General features: G+C 67.9%; 21 protein-coding genes. 12 read left to right on the forward strand and 9 right to left on the reverse strand.

The genetic code is table 11. The annotated features are described in order from the left end of the window. Positions 1-76 precede the first annotated feature (76 nt). The 9 genes from AC58D2_RS01915 to AC58D2_RS01955 all read left to right on the forward strand — a co-directional run bounded on the left by AC58D2_RS01915 (position 77) and on the right by AC58D2_RS01955 (position 8,996). A complete protein-coding gene (locus AC58D2_RS01915) occupies positions 77-250 on the forward strand; it encodes a phage tail assembly chaperone (protein WP_497386800.1) in 174 nt (57 codons plus the stop codon). After that, on the forward strand, positions 243-803 hold the full coding sequence (locus AC58D2_RS01920; protein WP_497386802.1) for a tail tape measure protein: 561 nt from the start codon (positions 243-245) through the stop codon (positions 801-803). Before AC58D2_RS01915 ends, AC58D2_RS01920 begins: the two co-directional genes overlap by 8 nt. Beyond that, complete coding sequence (locus AC58D2_RS01925; protein ID WP_497386804.1) at positions 803-3,145, forward strand: DUF2460 domain-containing protein; 2,343 nt, start codon at positions 803-805, stop codon at positions 3,143-3,145. The genes AC58D2_RS01920 and AC58D2_RS01925 overlap by 1 nt, the downstream gene beginning before the upstream one ends. Further along, positions 3,142-3,966, forward strand: a complete 825-nt coding sequence (locus AC58D2_RS01930; protein WP_497386805.1) for a phage/gene transfer agent baseplate hub protein — start codon at positions 3,142-3,144, stop codon at positions 3,964-3,966. The genes AC58D2_RS01925 and AC58D2_RS01930 overlap by 4 nt, the downstream gene beginning before the upstream one ends. Next, entirely contained in the window at positions 3,959-4,468 is a 510-nt protein-coding gene (locus AC58D2_RS01935) for an NlpC/P60 family protein (protein ID WP_497386807.1), read from the forward strand. Before AC58D2_RS01930 ends, AC58D2_RS01935 begins: the two co-directional genes overlap by 8 nt. Beyond that, a complete protein-coding gene (locus AC58D2_RS01940; protein WP_497386809.1) occupies positions 4,450-6,621 on the forward strand; it encodes a phage tail protein in 2,172 nt (723 codons plus the stop codon). The genes AC58D2_RS01935 and AC58D2_RS01940 overlap by 19 nt, the downstream gene beginning before the upstream one ends. 19 nt (positions 6,622-6,640) lie before the next feature. Continuing rightward, complete coding sequence (locus tag AC58D2_RS01945) at positions 6,641-7,093, forward strand: DUF2793 domain-containing protein (protein ID WP_497386811.1); 453 nt, start codon at positions 6,641-6,643, stop codon at positions 7,091-7,093. A 130-nt stretch (positions 7,094-7,223) separates the two neighbouring features. Beyond that, positions 7,224-8,342: an OmpA family protein gene (locus AC58D2_RS01950; protein ID WP_497386813.1), complete on the forward strand. Its 1,119-nt coding sequence runs from the start codon at positions 7,224-7,226 to the stop codon at positions 8,340-8,342. Between the two features lie 228 nt (positions 8,343-8,570). Beyond that, a complete protein-coding gene (locus AC58D2_RS01955; RefSeq protein WP_497386815.1) occupies positions 8,571-8,996 on the forward strand; it encodes an ExbD/TolR family protein in 426 nt (141 codons plus the stop codon). Between the two features lie 25 nt (positions 8,997-9,021). Here the strand turns inward: AC58D2_RS01955 and AC58D2_RS01960 are convergent, their stop codons facing one another. Further along, positions 9,022-9,558, reverse strand: a complete 537-nt coding sequence (locus tag AC58D2_RS01960) for a DUF1993 domain-containing protein (RefSeq protein ID WP_497386817.1) — start codon at positions 9,556-9,558, stop codon at positions 9,022-9,024. Positions 9,559-9,586: 28 nt separating this feature from the next. After that, entirely contained in the window at positions 9,587-11,389 is a 1,803-nt protein-coding gene (locus AC58D2_RS01965) for an ABC transporter transmembrane domain-containing protein (protein WP_497386819.1), read from the reverse strand. A 176-nt stretch (positions 11,390-11,565) separates the two neighbouring features. Between AC58D2_RS01965 and AC58D2_RS01970 the strand changes: the two genes are divergently transcribed. Next, positions 11,566-12,786, forward strand: a complete 1,221-nt coding sequence (locus AC58D2_RS01970; RefSeq protein ID WP_497386821.1) for a polyhydroxyalkanoate depolymerase — start codon at positions 11,566-11,568, stop codon at positions 12,784-12,786. 237 nt (positions 12,787-13,023) lie between these two features. Here AC58D2_RS01970 and AC58D2_RS01975 read toward each other — a convergent pair whose 3' ends face one another. After that, positions 13,024-13,419, reverse strand: coding sequence for a YkvA family protein (locus AC58D2_RS01975; protein WP_497386823.1), 396 nt, complete (start codon positions 13,417-13,419; stop codon positions 13,024-13,026). A 24-nt stretch (positions 13,420-13,443) separates the two neighbouring features. Between AC58D2_RS01975 and AC58D2_RS01980 the strand changes: the two genes are divergently transcribed. Next, positions 13,444-14,439 carry a dipeptide epimerase gene (locus AC58D2_RS01980; RefSeq protein WP_497386825.1) on the forward strand — a complete coding sequence of 332 codons (996 nt, stop codon included), beginning with the start codon at positions 13,444-13,446 and terminating at the stop codon, positions 14,437-14,439. Here AC58D2_RS01980 and AC58D2_RS01985 read toward each other — a convergent pair. From AC58D2_RS01985 to AC58D2_RS01995, 3 genes are all read right to left on the reverse strand, one after another. Further along, entirely contained in the window at positions 14,433-14,822 is a 390-nt protein-coding gene (locus AC58D2_RS01985) for a DUF805 domain-containing protein (RefSeq protein WP_497386827.1), read from the reverse strand. The genes AC58D2_RS01980 and AC58D2_RS01985 overlap by 7 nt on opposite strands. A 44-nt stretch (positions 14,823-14,866) precedes the next feature. Then, positions 14,867-15,331, reverse strand: coding sequence for a pyridoxamine 5'-phosphate oxidase family protein (locus AC58D2_RS01990; protein ID WP_497386829.1), 465 nt, complete (start codon positions 15,329-15,331; stop codon positions 14,867-14,869). Between the two features lie 66 nt (positions 15,332-15,397). Continuing rightward, positions 15,398-15,793: a VOC family protein gene (locus AC58D2_RS01995; protein ID WP_497386831.1), complete on the reverse strand. Its 396-nt coding sequence runs from the start codon at positions 15,791-15,793 to the stop codon at positions 15,398-15,400. Between the two features lie 198 nt (positions 15,794-15,991). Between AC58D2_RS01995 and soxR the strand changes: the two genes are divergently transcribed. Next, the gene (gene soxR / locus AC58D2_RS02000; RefSeq protein WP_497386833.1) at positions 15,992-16,462 is read left to right on the forward strand and encodes a redox-sensitive transcriptional activator SoxR; all 471 of its coding nucleotides are present in this window, start codon (positions 15,992-15,994) and stop codon (positions 16,460-16,462) included. A gap of 18 nt (positions 16,463-16,480) precedes the next feature. On the opposite strand, the gene AC58D2_RS02005 is transcribed toward soxR, so the two are convergent. The 3 genes from AC58D2_RS02005 to AC58D2_RS02015 are packed head-to-tail and all read right to left on the reverse strand — an operon-like array spanning position 16,481 to position 18,185. Next, on the reverse strand, positions 16,481-17,284 hold the full coding sequence (locus AC58D2_RS02005; protein WP_497386835.1) for an SDR family NAD(P)-dependent oxidoreductase: 804 nt from the start codon (positions 17,282-17,284) through the stop codon (positions 16,481-16,483). A gap of 4 nt (positions 17,285-17,288) precedes the next feature. Then, entirely contained in the window at positions 17,289-17,579 is a 291-nt protein-coding gene (locus AC58D2_RS02010; RefSeq protein ID WP_497386837.1) for a putative quinol monooxygenase, read from the reverse strand. Between the two features lie 21 nt (positions 17,580-17,600). Continuing rightward, on the reverse strand, positions 17,601-18,185 hold the full coding sequence (locus AC58D2_RS02015; RefSeq protein ID WP_497386839.1) for a carboxymuconolactone decarboxylase family protein: 585 nt from the start codon (positions 18,183-18,185) through the stop codon (positions 17,601-17,603).

Genomic DNA, 18,185 nt, shown 5'->3' on the forward strand with positions numbered 1-18,185 from the left:
CGCTGCGACTAGCGAGCAAGCTTGCAAGGCTCGCAACCCCTCCCCTGGAGGCGAAGGGTTTATTGGGACGGCCGCGTTGCGACTGGTCGGGGTGATGGCGCGAGTTGCGGGTTGGCGACCCGATGAATTCTGGGCGGCGACGCCCACCGATGTCGCGGCGGTGCTCGCGGGGTGGCGGTCCGAGGCCGAAGCGGCGGGGGTCGACCGCGGCGGCCTGACGGCGATGATGGAGCAATATCCCGATGGATGAGGTCGATGAAATGGTCGTCGCCGTGCGCGCCGACACCGAGGAGTTCCGGCGCGACGTCGCCATGATGCGGAGCGAACTCGCCGGACCCTTGGTGTCCGCGGCGGACGATGCGGGGCGCGGGATCGAGCGGGCGCTGACGCGCGCGGTGCTGACCGGCAAGCTGGGGTTCGAGGATCTGAAGCGGGTTGCGCTGTCGGTGATGAACGACATCGCGCGCTCGGCGATTTCGGGAGGGCTCGGGACGCTGCTGGGCGGCGGCGGGCTGGTGTCGGTGGGGCAGGGGGCGCTGCTCTCGCTGCTCGGGGTTCCGGGGCGCGCGACGGGCGGGCCGGTCAGTGCCGGGCGCGCCTATCGCGTCGGCGAGAATGGACCCGAACTGTTCGTGCCGGCCGCGAGCGGGCGCGTCGAGGCCGCGGGCGGCGGCGGCGCGCGCAGCATCGCGATCACGGTGAATGTACAGGGCGGCGGTGCCGGCGAACCGCAGCGGCTCGCGCAGACCGGGCGGCAACTGGCGCGCGCGGTGCGGCGCGCGGTGGCGCGGGGAGAAGATTGATGGGCTGGGCGCTCGTCGCGGCCGAGCCGCATCACCGCAAGGGCTGGATCAAGCGGTTCGATCCGCGATTCTGGACCGTCGACTTCGCGCGGCCGATGATGGCGAGCGTGGTGACGACGGCGCCCGACGCGCTGCGCGTCGAGGCGGTGTTCTACAACAGGCAGGACCTCGCCGGCCTGATCTGGGAGGCCGAGGACCGCTGGGACCATCCGCTGCTCGCCTATGAGACGCGGCGCGATTTCCGGAACACGCAACTGAGCTTTCGCTGGCGCTCGGGCGGGGTGAAGCCGCTCGATGCGCTGCACGGGCCGACCCTGACGATTGAGGGACGCGATGCGGCAGGCAATGCGCGCGCCTGGTATGTGCGGCTGTGGAACCATGCGGTGGGGACGGCTGAGGATGCCGTCGTCAGCCTCGATTTCGATGCGCTGGACGGGGGCTTCCTGTTGCCCGCCGAGGCCGATCCGGTGTGGGCGGGCGATGTCGACCGGATGTTCGTGTCGCTGGTGCCGCCCGATTACGGCCTGGGCGAAGGGACGCTGGCGGCGCCCGCCGAGGACTGGGTGGAAATGAGCGACATCGTCTGCACCGGGTCGGGGTCGGTGCTCGCGATCGGCGACGCGATGCTGCCCGAACATGGGCTGGGCATCGCGAACGGCTATGACGACGGCTATCACCTGACGCCGGCACGGGTGGTGCGGCAGGTCGTCGGGCTCGGCTATCGGGGCGATGTCGTCCATTATGTCGGGATGAGCCATTTCATGCGGCTTGCGGCGGCGGGCGAGGCGTTCGAGGTCGACGCCGCGGGGGGAGCGATCAATGCGCCCGCGGCGGCATGGCACGCGGCGTTCGCGGCGCTGTGCAAGGCGGCGGGGCTGGGACTGATCTGGTCGCTGTCCTACGAATTGTTCGACGCCTATTGCCCCGACGCCTGGAAGCAGCGCGATGCGGACGGGGCGCCGGCGCTGACCGGATGGGAGCCGCCGTCGACCCTGCTCTCGCCCGCCAGCGTCGAGGCGATGGCGTGGTTGCAGGGCGCGGCGCGCGATTTCGTGGGCCTTGCGGTGGCAGCGGGGCACGACGTCAAGTTCCAAGTCGGCGAGCCGTGGTGGTGGGTCGATCCGGCGGGCCGGATCTGCGCCTATGATGCGGCGGCCACAGCGGTGCTGGGTGCGGCAAGCGTCGCGATTCCCGACGTGCGCGGGCCGATCGACGCGGCGCAGGCGGCGATGCTTGACGCGCTGGGGGTGCTGCTCGCTGCATCGACCGCGGCGCTGGTCGACGCAGCGCGCGGCGCGGCGGGGGCGGCGGCGTTTACGAGTCATTTGCTGCTTTTCCTGCCGACGGTGCTCGATCCCGACGCGCCCGAGCTGCGGCGTGCCAATGTGCCGGCCGGCTGGGCGGCGCCGGCGTTCGACGTGCTGCAGCTCGAGGATTACGACTGGGTCACCGGCGGGCGCGGGGCGGAAACGGCAGGCGCGCGCGAGGCGATGGCCGTGCGGCTCGGCTATCCGGCCGGCGACCAGCATTATTTTGCGGGCTTCGTGCTCGACGGCGCCGACCGCGCCTTGTGGGCGCCGATCGCGGATGCGGCCGGCGCAGCGCGGCGCGCGGGGGTGGCGCGGGCGTTCGTCTGGGCCCTGCCGCAGGTCGCGCGCGATGGCTTCGTGGCGTTCGACGGCGAGGAAGAGGAGGGCGAGGTGCAGGCTTTCGATGCGGTGGATTTCCCGCTGGCGATCGGGCGCGAGGCGTTGGCGATCACCGAATTTTCGACCCAGATCGTCAGCTCGCCGTCGGGTCACGAGCAGCGCGCGAGCGAATGGGCCGAGGCACGGATGCGCTATGACGCGGGGCCGGGGATACGGTCGGAGGCCGATGTGCGGGCGCTCGCCGACTTCTTCCGCGCCCGGCGCGGGGCGGCGCGGGCATTCCGCTTTCGCGATCCGTTCGACCAGAGTTCGGCCGCCGATGACGGACCGCCAACGGCGACCGACCAGCCGCTTGGCTATGGCGACGGCAGCCGGCGGCAGTTTGCGCTCGTCAAACATTATGGCGAGGGCGACGCGGCGCAGGAGCGGATCATCCGCCTGCCGGTCGAAGACAGCGTTCGGCTATCGGTCGACGGGGTGGAAACCGCCGCGTTCGAGATAACGAGTGACGGCGGGGTGCTGTTCGATACGGCACCCGCGGCGGGGGCGCTGGTGCGCGCGGGGTTCCGGTTCGACGTGCCGGTGCGCTTTGCCGAGGACAGGCTTGAAATCAGCCGCGCGACCTTCCTCGCGGGAGAGCTTGCGAGCGTGCCGCTGATCGAGGTGCGGGCGCCGCGAGGGACGTCGGCATGACGGCGGCGGCACCCGACTGGCTGCGCGCCGAACTGGTGACGCTGGCCTGGTGCTGGCGGCTGTCACGGCGCGACGGCGTGGTGATCGGGCTGACATCGCACGATCGCGATATGGTCGTCGAAGGGATGGTTTATCGCGCCGCGCCGGGAATGAAGCCCTCGGCGCTGGAGACGAGCGATGTGCTCGACGTCGAAACGCTCGACCTCGAAGGCGCGATCGCGAGCGAGGCGATTGCCGCGCGCGACCTGGATGCGGGGCGCTGGGACGGCGCCGAACTGACGCTGTTCGTGACGGACTGGAGCGCGCCCGAGGCGGCGCCGGTGACGGTGGCGCGCGGGGTGCTGGGGGCGGTGGAGCGGCGCGGCGCGGCCTTTACCGCCGAGTTGCAGGGGGTGACGCGCGCGCTCGACCGGCCGGTGTGCCCGGCGACCGCGCCCTCTTGCCGGGCGATGCTCGGCGACCGGGCGTGCCGCGTCGACCTGGCGCCGCGCACGCAACAGCGGCGCGTCGTCGCGGTCGATGGGCGCGCAGTGACGCTCGACAGCGCGGCGCCGGCGGGCGCGATGGCGTTCGGCGAGCTGCTGTGGATGGAAGGCGCGGCGTGCGGGCTCGCAAGCCCGGTGATCGACGAGGCTGGGGCGGTGCTGACGCTCGCCGAGATGCCACCCTTCGACGTCGGCCCCCCGGTGCGGGTGCGCTTGATCGAAGGATGCGACAAGCAACTCGCGACGTGCCGCGACCGCTTTGGCAATGCAGCGAATTTTCGCGGCGAGGCGCATCTGCCGGGGAATGATTTGCTGACGCGCTATCCCGGTGGATGATGCCGGCGCGCGCGCTTTTGCCGCCGCGCGAACGATGGTCGGGGTGCGTTTCCGGCGCCAGGGACACGAGGCGGCGACGGGGCTCGATTGCGTCGGCCTTGTGTGGGCGGCCTATGCCGCCGCCGGGTGCCGGCTGGTACGGCCGACGGACTATCCGCTGCGCGGCTGGGGACGCGAAAAGGTCGAAGCGGCGTTGCGCGGGGCCGGCTTTTCCGAAGGCGAAGGGTCCCGGCGGGGCGATGTGGCCTTGTTCGAGCTGCCGGCGGGGCAGTTCCATCTGGGACTGATCGGCGAGCGGAGTTTCGTGCACGCCCATGCGGGGTTGCGGCGGGTGGTGGAGACGCCGCTCGGCGGAGGGGCGGGCGCAAGGCCACGGTGGCGGCTGAGGATTGGCTCGTCCCGCTGCGATTCGGGCGCGGGCGTCCACGTCTCTCCGACCCTCCCGCAAGCGGAAGGGACGGGGGTATATTCAGGAGCGGTGTCATGGCGACTTTGGTGCTGACGGTGGTCGGCGGGATCGTGGGCGGGCCGGTCGGGGCGGCGCTGGGCGCGGCGATCGGGCGGCAGGCCGACGCGGCGATCTTTGCGCCGAAGGGCCGCGAGGGACCGCGCCTGGCCGACCTGAAGGTGCAGGCATCGACCTATGGCCAGCAGATTCCGCAGTTGTTCGGGACGATGCGCGTCGCCGGCAGCGTGATCTGGGCGACCGACCTGATCGAGCGGCGAGCGAAGAGCGGCGGCGGCAAGGGGCGGCCGTCGGTGACCGAATATAGCTATGCGGTGTCGCTGGCGGTCGCGCTGTCGTCGCGGCGGGTGCGGGCGATCCGGCGCATTTGGGCCGACGGCAATCTGCTGCGCGGCGCGAGCGGGACGTTCCGGGAGCGGTGCAGTTTTCGCTGGTACGACGGCAGCGAGGATCAGGCGGTCGATCCGTTGATCGGGTCGGCGGTCGGCGGCGGGTCGGCAAGCGCGTTTCGCGGGCTGGCCTATGCGGTGTTCGAGGAACTGGAACTTGCAAGCTTCGGCAATCGCATCCCGTCGCTGACCTTCGAGGTCGAGGCCGATGCGGGCGATGTGGATGCGGGGCTGATCGGCGAAGTGCTGTTGGGAGAAACGGGACGTTGCACGGGGCGTTGGCCGATTTCGGGCTATGCGGCGTCGGGCGACCGCGCCCGCGAGGCGCTGTCCCCGCTGTTCGAGGTCGATGCAACGCGGCTGGTCAGTTCGAGCGCGGGGTGGAGACTGGCACCGACCGAGAGCGGCGATACGGTCCGGCTGGCCGATTTTCGTCCCGTCGATCGCGCCGAATCCCCGCGGGACTGTATCGAGCGCCGCCGTTTGCCGCTTTCGGACCTTCCCGGCGTGATCCGGCTGCGCCACTATGAGCCGGAGCGCGACTATCAGCTGGGACAGCAGGCGATGGCGGTTGCCGGGGGCGGGGTCCGCGAGGAGCGCATCGACCTGCCCGCGGTGCTGTCCGCCGGTGCCGCGCGCGGGCTGGCTCGGCACTTGGCGGCCGGCGCAGGCGATGGCCGCGAAACCCATGTGTGGCAGGCTGGTCTGGCGGCTATGGCGCTGCCCGTGGGACGCCGGATCGCGCTTGCGGACGGCAGTGCGTGGCGCCTCGCGCGGCGGACGGTGAAGAGCGACGGGGTCGCGCTCCACCTGCTGCGACATCGGGCGGCCAGTGTCGCAGCGGTGGCCGCGGAGGCCGGCGTGCCGGTGAGGGCACCCGACTGGCCCGATGCGACCGGGGTGGTACGCCTGTTCGACCTGCCTTCGGTCGAAACTCCGGCCGGGGCGCCGCGGATCGTGGTCGCGGGGGCCGGAAGCAACGACGGCTGGCGCGGCGCAGATTGCTGGTTCGTGCCGGCGCCGGACGCCGAACCGGTCGCGCTCGGCTCGCTGGGTGGCGCCCGCGCGATGGGTCTGTTGTCGGCGCCGCTCGGCGCGGGAAGCAGCGCTCTGTTCGACGAGGCGAATGTCGCGATCGTGGCGTTGGACAATCCGTCGATGGCGCTGGAATCGGTGAGCGACGCGATGCTGCTGGGCGGCGCCAACCGCGCGATGGTGGGCGATGAATTGATCCAGTTCGGGTCCGCGAGCCCGCTCGCCCCGGGCCTCTGGCGCTTGTCGCGCCTGCTGCGAGGGCGCGCCGGGACGATCGCGTCCGATCCGCGGGATGCGGGCACCCCCTTCGTGTTGCTGGACGACGGCGGGGTGTTGGCGGTGCCGTCGGAGCTGGCGGGTTGGGCCAGCAGCGGCACCGCCGCGGTACAATGGGCCGATCGCAACGCCAGCGAGGTCGGCGAACTCGCGGTTCCGCCCGAGGCCCGCGCACTCCGCCCGCTGACACCCACCCATCCGCGGCGGTCGTTCGACGCGGAGGGCGGCCTGACCCTGTCATGGATTCGCCGGAGCCGCTTCGATCCCGGGTGGCGCGACGGCGTCGACCTGCCGCTCGGCGAAGACAGGGAATCATACCGTGTCGCGCTCGATTCCTCCGCTGCGGCCGCGGGTCCGTGGGAGGTTGCCGCGCCGTCTTGGCATGCCGATGCAGCATTGCTCGCGTCGCTTCCGCCCGGGACGCAGGTGCACATACGGCAAGTCGGCACCTTTGCGCCGTCCGACCCGCTGACCATCGCTCTGACCTGACAATCCGGAAAGGCCCAAGATGACCGATATCCTTGCAACCGCTCGCTTTTCCCTCCCGCTGCTCGCGGTCGCCCAGGCGCAGAAGGAGGTCACGCACAATGAGGCCCTGACGCTGCTCGATGCGCTGGTTGCGCCCAGTGTCGAAGCCGGGCCGCAATCCGATCCGCCCGCCTTGCCGACGGTGGGCCAGGCCTGGCTGGTCAACGACAGCCCGACCGGCGTATGGGCCGACGCCGCCGGAACGATCGCGTTCTGGACGGCTGGAGGCTGGCGATTCGTCGTACCGCGGGCGGGAATGGCGATCGCGCGCCTGTCCGACAATCTTTGCCTGCGGTTCGACGGCAGCGGCTGGCTCGTCCCCGCAGCGGTCGAAAGTCCGGCCGGCGGCGCGACGATCGACGAAGAGGCCCGCGTCGCGATAGGGGCGCTGATATCCTGTCTTGCAAGCCATGGCCTTCTGATTACAGGCTGATTTTTGGGGTATCGACGAGCAAAGTGCGGCTTTTTGGCAACAGATTGGCGATTTGTTCGCTTGCGTGGAACCAAAGCGACGAGTAGGACGTCTGACGAGACGTAAATCTCAATTGAAAGGGGAATCTACTATGAGGAAGCTTGCCGTCGCTGTGGCGTTGGCCTCCACTGCCCTTGCGTCGTCGCCAGCCATGGCGCGCGACAACTCCTGGTACGTAGGAGTGGGCGCTGGTGTGATGCTTGTCGAAGATATGGATCTCGACATCGCTACCATCAACAATGCCGGTACGCTCGATCACCGCGCAGGCTATGACGCCGAAGGTACCGTCGGGTACGACTTCGGCGGATTCCGCGCGGAAGTCGAAGTCGGCTATCGCGAAGCCGATATCAAGTCGGGCCGCTTCGCCGCTCCCGGCATCCCGTCGCAGGCCGACGGCACGGGCACGTTCACCGGGACCGCCCCGATGAACGGCGACTCGAACGCCCTCAGCTTCATGGTCAACGGCATGTTCGACTTCGGCGACGATGACGGCCTTCAGGGCTTCGTCGGCGGCGGTGCCGGCGTGGCGCGCGTTTCGGTCGAGCCGGTCTATGCCGGTCCGTTCCTGGACGACTCGGACACCGGTTTTGCATGGCAGGCGATTGCGGGCATCCGCGCGCCGATCAGCAAGAACTGGGACGCGGGCATCAAGTATCGTTTCTTCAATGCCAGCGGCCTCGACCTCGTCGACCAGGCTGGTCGCGACGTTTCGACGCGCTTCCGTTCGCACTCGCTGCTCGGTACGCTGACGTACAACTTCGGTGGAGCCGAAGCGCCGCCGCCGCCGGAGCCGCCGGCTCCGCCGCCGCCGCCGCCGCCTCCCCCGCCGCCGCCGCCGCCGCCGCCTCCGCCGGTGTGCTCGCCTGGGCCGTACATCGTGTACTTCGACTGGGATCAGTCGGCGATCACGCCCGAAGCGGCTTCGACGCTGGACAACGCGATCAGCGCCTACAACCAGGGCTGCAGCGGTCAGCAGGTCATGCTCGCCGGTCACGCCGACCGTTCGGGTTCGGCCAAGTACAACGTCGGTCTGTCGCAGCGTCGCGCCGATGCGGTGAAGGCTTACATGACCGCTCGCGGTGTTGCCGACGGCTCGATCTCGACCGAAGCGTTCGGCGAAACCCGTCCGGCCGTTGCGACTGCCGATGGCGTCCGCAACGACCAGAACCGTCGCGTGGAAATCACTTACGGTCCGGGTTCGGGCATGTAAGACCGGTTTCCATTCCCGACAGGGATGGGACGAAAAGGAAGGGCGGTACCGCAAGGTGCCGCCCTTTCCTTATGTACGGCGCCGGGCTTTCCGCCTCGTGCCTTTTTCTTTGCGATTTCGAAATAATGTTATACCATGACAAATGAGCCTGCGCCTGGCTGCGCCGGTTCAGGACGCGGCCGGGGCTCGCGATGGAACGGCGTCGGCCGCCCGAAAGGGAGAGAGGCCATGCGCCGACGCCGCAGCATTTTTCGCACCGACCCCAACGCCGACCCGATGATCAACACGACGCCGCTGATCGACGTGATGCTCGTCATGCTGGTGATGTTCATCATCACCGTTCCGCCGCCGACGCACAGCGTCGACGTGACCTTGCCGACCGATAGCGTGCTGCCGGGTCCCGTCCTCGATCAAAACCGGATCACCATCGATACCGCCGACGTCATTCGCTGGAACGGTGAAGCAGTCGATCTGGCGGAACTGGGCCTGCTCGTGAAGCGCGCGTCCGAAGGCGAGACGCCCGCGACCTTGATGCTCGAACCCGACGCGCGGGCACGCTACCTGCGCGTCGACGCGGCGATCGGCGCGATCCGCCGCAATGGCGGGACCCGCATCGCCTTTCCCGGGATCGCGCACTATGGCGGGCTGATCTGAGCCTCTGCGCAGCGCGCCCGCGGGGTCAACTCGCGGGCGCGGTTCCGGGGCGCAGCCACGCCATCATATAGCTGACATAGTCGACCTTGCCGAGCGGCACGCCCATGTGGCGCATGATCGCGTAAGCAGCCACGCCATGAAAATAGAATTGCGGCTGCGCCCAGTCGCGCACATAGGCGGCGGCGGTCATGTCGAACGCCATCCCGTTGGGAAGGGTGAAGGATACCGGCCGTTCGGGATCGCCATCGACCGGGTCGCGATCGATTGTCTCCAGCCAGGCGATCGTTTGCGCGATCTGCGTCTGCAAACCGGAAAAATCGGCGGCGTCCTCGGCGAATTCGGGGGCGCCCGACGCACCGAGCCGAACGAGGCCCTGGCTTGCCTGTGCGCATGTGAAGCGCACTTGCGATGCGAGCGGAAACATGTCGGACGCAAGCCGCGCAGCGACGAGCTGGAGCTCGCCGACATTGTTTTCGGCGCCCCAGGCAAGCGCGCGCTCCAGCTGTCCCGACAGGGACTTCAGGCCGTTGATATAGGCGGGTACCGTCATGTCGTAGAGCATCCGTCGATCCCTTTTCGATTGTTGGCCGTCAGGCGGCGGTCGGATTGTCCTGAAACTGAAGTCGCGCGAGCCGCGCGTAAAGGCCGTCGGCGGCAACGAGATCGTCGTGGCGGCCCTCTTCGACGATGCGGCCTTCATCCATGACGACAATCCGGTCGGCGGCACGAACGGTCGCAAGGCGGTGCGCGATCACGATTGTCGTGCGGTCGTGCATAAGCGCTTCGAGCGCATCCTGGACCAGCCGCTCGGATTCGGCGTCGAGCGCCGAGGTCGCTTCGTCGAGCAGCAACAGGGGAGCGCGGCGAAGGAGCGCGCGCGCAATCGCGACGCGTTGGCGCTGGCCGCCCGAAAGACGCGCGCCGCCCTCGCCCATGAAGGTGTCGAGCCCGTTCGGAAGCTTGCGCAGAAATTCCTCGGCATTGGCGGCGCGGGCTGCCGCCCATAGCTCCTCGTCATTAGCCGACCAATTGCCATAGCGCAGATTGTCGCGCGCCGACGCGGCGAAGATCACCGTTTCCTGTGGCACCATTGCGATGCGTGCGCGAATGTCGGCGGGATCGGCCTGGGTCAGCGCGACGCCGTCGATGCGGATCTCGCCTGCCTGCGGGTCGTAGAAGCGCTCGGCGAGCTGGAAGAGCGTTGATTTGCCGGCGCCGGACGGACCGACGATCGCGACCGTCTCGCGGGGGTGGATGGTCAGCGAGAAATCGTGCAGCGCCGCGGTGTCGGGACGCGTGGGATAGCGAAATTCGACGTCCGCGAATTCGAGCGTGCCGGTCGCCGGATCGGGCAGCGGCCGCGGGTGCGCGGGCGGCGCGATGTCGGGTTCGGCATGGAGCAGTTCGCTCAGCCGCTCGGCGGCGCCCGCTGCGCGAAGCAGGTCGCCATAGACCTCGGTAAGCGCCCCGAACGCCCCGGCGACGAGGCCGCCTGTCAGGACGAAGGCGGCGATCGTGCCCCCGGTGATTGTCCCTGCGGCAACCCCGGCCGCGCCGTACCAGAGCAGGGTGGTGATCGCGCCGAACAGCAGGCCGATGACCGTTGCAGTGATGATCGCGCGCAGCCGGATGCGGCGCTTTGCGGTGGCAAAATTATTCTCGACCGCGGTGGTGAAGCGTTCGGCCTCGCGCGCTTCCTGTCCAAAGGCCTGGACGATCTTCATCGCGCCCAATTGTTCGGCGGTAGTCGCGCCGATGTCGGCGACGCGGTCCTGGCTGGTACGCGACACGGTCTGCAACCGTCGGCCGAGCAGAACGATCGGCAGGATGATCAGCGGAATGCCGACGAGAATGCCGCCGGTCAGCGCGGGCGACAGGGTAAAGAGATAGATGATGCCGCCAAATCCCATCACCAGGTTGCGCAGCGCGACCGATACCGTCGAGCCGACGATCTGCTCGATGATCGCGGTATCCGAGGTCATGCGCGAGGCGATCTCCGATGGCCGGTTTTCCTCGAAGAAGCCCGGAGCGAGCCGTAGCAGGTTGCGCTGGACCGCCTGGCGGATGTCGGCGACGGTGCGTTCGCCGAGCCAGCTGACGAAATAGAAGCGGAGCGCGGTCGCCAGCGCGAGCAGGACAACGATGACGTAGAAGAGTCGGAAGTGCGGCGCGACATCGCCGCCGCCGGCGACGAACCCGCTGTCGATCATCGCCTTGAACTGCCACGGTATCGCGAGGGTCGCGAGCGCCGCTACGCCCAGCGCGATCGCCGCGACGAGCAGTTGCAGCGGGTAGCGGCTGGCGTAGCGCCAGATCATGCGGAGGCTGCCGAGCTTGCGTCGGCGCGGTTCCTGGGGATCGGTCGGGGCGGGTTGGTCGGATGAGGTCGCCATCGCGCACGGCCCTAGCAGTCGCGGGGGCGGCGCTCAACGCCGCAAAATGTCGCGGGCCTTCAAGCGCCTTGAAGCGGGACAAAATGATGCGTTGCACAATGACACCGATGGCTTAACATGCCCACGAGCAAGGGTGCCGTCAGAGCGTCCATGCCGGACGCAAGGATTTTCGATACATGCTTTATCACGCTTTCGACATGCAGAAGAGCTGGCTCGCCGGGGCAAGCGCGCTCGCGACCGCCGGTGCACAGGTCATGCAGCACCCCGCCAACCCGCTCGGCTATTTCAGCGGCAGCCCGATGTTCGCTTCGGCGCTGGAGGTCTTCGCCCACGCTGCGGCGCCGCGCGGCAAGCCCGGTTTCGAGTTGTACGAGACCGAGGTCGACGGTGAGACGGTCCGCGTGACCGAAGCGATCGAGGCGCGCAAACCGTTCGGGCAATTGAAGCATTTCAAGCACAAAGCCAGCAAGGATGCGCCGAAGCTGCTGATCGTCGCGCCGATGTCGGGCCATTATGCGACCCTGTTGCGCGGCACGGTCGAGCGGATGTTGCCGGGCCACGACGTATGGATCACCGACTGGCGCGATGCGCGCAACGTGCCGCTGGAAGCCGGCAAGTTCGATCTCGACGACTATATCGACTATCTGGTCGGCTGGCTTGAGCATATCGGGCCGGGCGCGCATGTGCTCGCGGTCTGCCAGCCGTCGGTGCCCTGCTATGCCGCCGCGGCGGTGATGGCGGCCGAAAAGAATCGGTGCCGCCCGCGGACTCTGACGATGATGGGCGGGCCGATCGATACGCGCAAGGCCCCGACCGCGGTCAACCAGCACGCGACGACGCGGCCCTATGCGTGGTTCCAGGAAAATGTCATCGCGACGGTTCCGGCCTGGTATCCGGGCGCGGGGCGCCGCGTTTATCCCGGCTTCCTCCAGCTTGCGGGCTTTATGTCGATGAATCTCGGCAACCACATGATGAGCCATTGGGAGATGTTCAAACATCTGGTCGAGGGCGACGGCGAGAGCGCCGACAAGACCAAGGAATTCTATGACGAATATCGGTCGGTGTGCGACATGACCGCCGAATTCTACCTTCAGACGGTCGATGCGGTGTTCCAGCGCCACCTGTTGCCGAGGGGCGAATTCGAGCATCGCGGCAAAAAGGTCGATCCGAACGCGATCGCCGATATCGGGCTGCTCGCGATCGAAGGCGAGCGCGACGATATTTCGGGAATCGGCCAGACCAAGGCGGCGCTGACGCTCGCGAAGACGCTGCCTGCGAAAAAGAAGAAATATCTGATGGCCGAGGGCGTCGGTCATTACGGCATCTTCAACGGCCGCAAATGGCGCGAGGAGATCGCGCCCGTGGTCGAAGCGTGGATCCGCGGCAACGGCGGGTAATGCCGGCGCGGTAGGCGCGCAGGCGATCCGCCTGGTCGAGATGCCGATCGTGATGGCGCGGAGCGACGGGCATCTCGACTTCGGCCGAAAGCCGAAGTTTATCCTGAGCGCCTGCCAAGGCAGTCGATGGGCTCGACGCGCACGGGATAGAGAGGGCGGCTAACGAGCTCTACCTCGGATAGGGACAGCATGCTCCCCGCCCCAAGGTCGCCGCCAGCCTTGCGAACCCCGGTCGGTTCAATGCCAGGGCGATGTGCGGACGCTCCAATAGACGATGGTGAGCAGCGCCGCCCAGATCAGCAGGATGGCGATCATGCCCGCGCGGCTCGACGGGCGTTCGCTGGCAGCTTCGGCGGCGGCGTGAAGGTCGGTCCAGAGCGGGTCGGGAATCAGGCGCCGGACCGCCCACAGGCCGAGCGGGACGAGGATCAGGTCGTCGATCCAGCCGAGCACGGGGATGAAGTCGGGGATCAGGTCGATCGGCGATAGCGCATAGGCGGCGACCGCGACCGCCAGCACGCGCGCGAGGCCCGGAACGCGCGGGTCGCGCGCGGCGAGCCACGCCGCATGCGCCTCGACGGCAAGGCGATGGCCAAGGTCCGCGATGCGTTCGGAAAGGGATTTGCCCGGCATGGCCGACAGCATTACTCCGGTTGCATGGCTATCCAACTGAAAAGCGCACGCGTCGAACGCTGGCCGGTCGCGGGGCAATTCGTCATCAGCCGCGGCGCGGCCGATCATGTCGACGTCGTCGTCGCCGAAATCGAGGGCGAAGGCACCGTGGGACGCGGCGAAGGCACGCCCGTCTATTATCTGGGCGAGGATGCCGCGGCGTGCCGCGACGCGCTGTTGACGACGGTCCCCTATATTGCGGCGATGGATGCCGCCGACGCGCGGGCGGCGGTGCAGGAATTGCTCGGTCCCGGCGCGGCGCGAAACGCGCTCGACTGCGCGCTGTGGGATCTCGAGGCGAAGCAGCGCGGGCTGCGCTTGTGGCAGCTCGTCGGCTGCGACGGCGCACCCACTGCGCGCCTGACCGCCTATACCATCTCGCTCGGCACACCGGGCGCGATGGCCGAACAGGCGGCGACCGCCGCCGCCGACGGCTATCGCCTGCTCAAAGTCAAGCTGACCGGGATCGACGACCGGTTGCGCATCACTGCGGTGCGCAAGGGCGCGCCCGACGCCCGGCTGATCGTCGATGCCAACGAAAGCTGGGGACAGGTCGACCTGCTAACCGAGGCCGAGGCGTTCGCCGAGCTGGGCGTCGAAATGATCGAGCAGCCGGTGCCGGTGGGCACTGACGCGCTGCTCGACGGGGTCTATGCCCCGATCCCGTTCGTTGCCGACGAAAGCTGTCATACCGCCGCCGATGTCGCGCGGATCGGCGCCTTTTACGACGGGGTGAATATCAAGCTCGACAAGGCGGGCGGGCTGACCGAGGCGCTGCGGCTCGCCGACGCGGCCGATGCCGCGGGGCTCGCGATCATGGTCGGTTGCATGCTGTCGACCAGCCTCGCGATCGCGCCCGCCTTCGTGCTGGCGCAGCGCGCACGCTGGGTCGACCTCGACGGCCCCGCGCTGCTGGCGCGCGACCGCGAGGACGGGTTCGAGTTTCGCGACGGCATGGTGGGACCGCCACCGATTCAGTAGGTGCGCTGGCTTTCGGGGACGTCAGGAACCGCTGCGCCTGCAAAAATCGCCAACAGCATTACCGTCGCCGATACATTCCAATAATAGGCACCGACGGGGATATTGATCGAAAAAAGGGTCGGCACCAGCCAACCGCGAGACAATCCCGCCGAACGAAATCGGCGAGCGGTAATAAGTAATACACCCATGACGAACGCAAAGCACAGGACGAAAAGGACAAGGCCAACTGGCGATGTCGGAAAATGGATTGTTCCATTTTCCCCATATAGGGACGTCATAACCAAAATGACCGTTTCGATGGGAATTATCGCCCATAGCCAGCGCCGGTATTCGGCTCTGCTGGTCCTGCCATGCCAGGAAAAATGTCGCGCCAGCGCCCCCATACACGCCTTATCGGTGCTATGGTGAAGGCTGTCCAGTGTGGACGTCAGAGCGCCACTTCCGCGTGGCGGCCGGCATCGCCTTCCTTCATCGTCGTTCCGGTCATCAGCTTGAACAGACCTTTTACGCCGACGTCGGCGGTCCAGATTTCGGCATCGTCGAGGTCGAAGCGCAGCATCAGCAGATCGGGATCGTCCTTGCCGCCTTCGTACCACGCCTCGACCGGATTCGACCAATAGCGATCGACCAGCGCGCGGTCGGTCACCGGGGTCAGCGTCCCCGAAATACAGGCAAAGAGGTCGTGACCCTTCGCAACATATTGCGCCATTGCACGTCCGCCACGGGCAAGCCGGCCGCGCGTGCTGTGGAAGAAATAGAAATAGCCCCGATTGTCCTTGTCGAGCTGCGCCATCATCGGGATCGCATGCTGGTGTGCGCCCTCGATTGCGACCATCAGGGTCGCATGGTCGGCCAATTCTTTCCAGAAACGGGTCTTGATGTCGTCGCTCATCGGACAATCTCCTGTGTGATCGGGTCTGCCTGACCAACGCGGGAGGGCTACCAATGTTGCACGGCCTCAGCGCCGCCGCGGTTCGGAATAGCTCACCACCTCATATTCGATGCCGTCGGGATCGAAGAAATAGAAGCGGCGGCCGGGTTCGTAATCGGCGTGGTTGAACGGAGCCAGCCCCACCGCCTTGACGCGCATTTCGATCGTGTCGAGGTCGTCGACCTGTACGCCGACATGGTTGAGTGGTTCGCCCTTGGGCCAGGGCGTGCCGTCGCGCCCGCTGTCGGGTCCGGCGTAAAGCGCGACATAGGCGGTGTCGCTGCCGAGGTGGATCACCCGGCCGCCGTCGCGGGCCGGGCCGCGCCAGCGCTCGTGCCAGCCGAAGATCGCCGACAATATGCCGGCGGTCCGGTCGGGATCGCTGACGGTCAGGTTCACATGCTCGATAAAGGGGGACGTCACGCGGGTTCGCTCCTGATTCGGGTTGACGCCGCCCTTTATGAAAGCTGAAGTAAGGTTTAGATCAAGGAGGAATGACGCGGCGATTTCGGAAGGGCCAGTCCTGGGGGCGGAGCGAACCCACCCCGGCGGCCGAACCGATGCTCGTCGAGAGCCGGTCGCCGCGCCGCTTCGCTCCGCGCAAGGACGGGAGATCATACCATGCACCGAACCGACCTGATCGCGATCGGCGAGCTGGCGGCGCGCACCGGGGTCGCGGTGTCGGCGATCCGCTTTTACGAGGCGAAAGGGCTCGTCGAGGCGCTGCGCACGCGCGGCGGCCAGCGGCGCTTCCTGCGCGCCGACATTCGCCGCGTGTCGTTTATCCTGATCGCACAGCAACTGGGCCTCAGTCTGGAGGAAATTGTCGCCGAACTCGGGCGGCTGCCCGCCGGACGGACGCCGAACGCCGCCGACTGGACGCGGATCAGCACCGACCTGCGCGCGCGGATCGATGCGCGGATCGCGTCGCTGCAACGCACGCGCGAGCTCCTCGATCAGTGCATCGGCTGCGGCTGCCTGTCGCTGAAGAAATGCGGTCTTTACAACCGCGAGGACAAGGCGGCGCAACGGGGGGCGGGGCCACGCTATCTGCTCGGCGACCGGTCGGGAGAGATTGCCGAAGTCGGATGACCCTGAGGCGCGCGAACCCTAACCGACGCGCACGCTGGCGCCGCCGTCGACGGGCAACAACACGCCCGTGATGAAGCGCGCCTCGTCGGACGCGAGGAAGAGCGCGGCCTTGGCGGTGTCCCACGCGCTGCCCATGCCGCCCTTCAGCGGAACCATCGCGGCGCGCGCGGCGCGCTGATCTTCCAGGCTGCGGCCATCGCGCGCGGCCGTGCCGCCGATCGCCATCGGCGTATCCATCAGCCCGGGCAGGATGGCGTTGCAGCGTACGCCTTTCGAAGCCGATCCCTGCGCGGTGGCGGTGGTCAGCCGGTTGAGCGCCGCCTTGGAAATTTCATAGGCGATCATGTTGGCGCCGGCGATCGCTGCGAGCGACGAGATGTTGACGATGACCCCGCTCTCCGCCGCGCGCATCGGGGCCAGCACGGCGCGCGTCAACCGCCGTGCGCCGGTGAAGTTGATATCGAAGACGCGGTCGAACGCTTCGTCGGTCGCCTTGTGCGCGGGGCCGTCGCCGGGCGACCCGATCCCGACATTGTTGACCAGAATGTCGATCCGGTCCCAGCGCAAGAGTGCCGCCGCGACGAGCGCCTCGATGTCGGGAAGCCGCGTGATGTCGGCAGCGTGGGCGGCGGCGCGGCCACCCTCTGCAGCGATCATCGACGCGGTCTCTTCGGCGCGGTCGGCGAGCCGGTCGACGCACAGCACGTCCGCGCCTTCGCGCGCGAAGGTCAGTGCGATCGCGCGGCCGTTGCCGATCGTGTCGCCGGGCTGCTGCCCCGCCCCGACGACGATCGCGGTCTTGCCGGCTAGCCGTCCGACCACCGGTTCAGGCCGCGGTCAATCGCTCGATCTCCGGCGCGCCGGCGAGGCAGGGGCCGAGCTGGGCGCCGAGCGTGCGGAAATGGTCCGACGCGCGATGCGCTTCGGTCGCCGCTTCGTCGTCATAGCATTCGAGAACCTTGTAGACCCTGGCCTCGGCTGTCTTGAACAGCCGGTAATAGCTGTTGCCGGGCTCGTTGGCGTGCACGGCCGGGGCGAGCTGGGCGAAAACACCCTCGAATTCGGCCTCCTTGCCGGGCTGGACGCGCAATGTCGCGATTATACCGATGGCACTCATCTCTGGCTCTCCCTTTTCGATTCAGGCTTTCAGGTCGCGATCGACCTCCCACCCCGCTTCGACCTGGACGCCGAAGCTGTTCAATATCATCGAAACCTGCGTGTACTGACCGACGGTGAACACCAGGTCCATGCGGCCCTTGTCACCCAGCGGCGCAAGCGCGGCCCAGGTCGCATCGGTGACGAAATGATCGGCGACAAGTTCGTCGACCGCGCGCAGCATCGCGCGGTCGATCGCGCTCCAGCCGTCGGAGTCGGGTCCCGCCTTGATCCGTTCGATCTCGGTTTCGGTCAGCTCGCATTCGAGTCCGATACGCTTGTGCTGTGTCCACTCATACCCGGACCGGCACATGTAGCCGGTCCGCAGGATCACCAGTTCGCGATCGCGCGCGCTCAACGTGTTGCGCTTCGACAGGATATAGCTGCCCCAGCCGAGGAAGGCGGTGAGCGCCCTTGGCGCGTGGGCGAGCGTGCGAAAGATGTTGAGCACCCGCCCGCCGCCGACCCTGCCGCCGTCGGTGTCGAGGAACGGCGCCAGCGCGGCACGCTGGTCGGCATCGAGCCGGTCGAGGGCGACCGGCTCGATACGCGGGGCGTTCAGGCGCAA

This window comes from Sphingopyxis sp. CR5 (genome assembly GCF_059693785.1).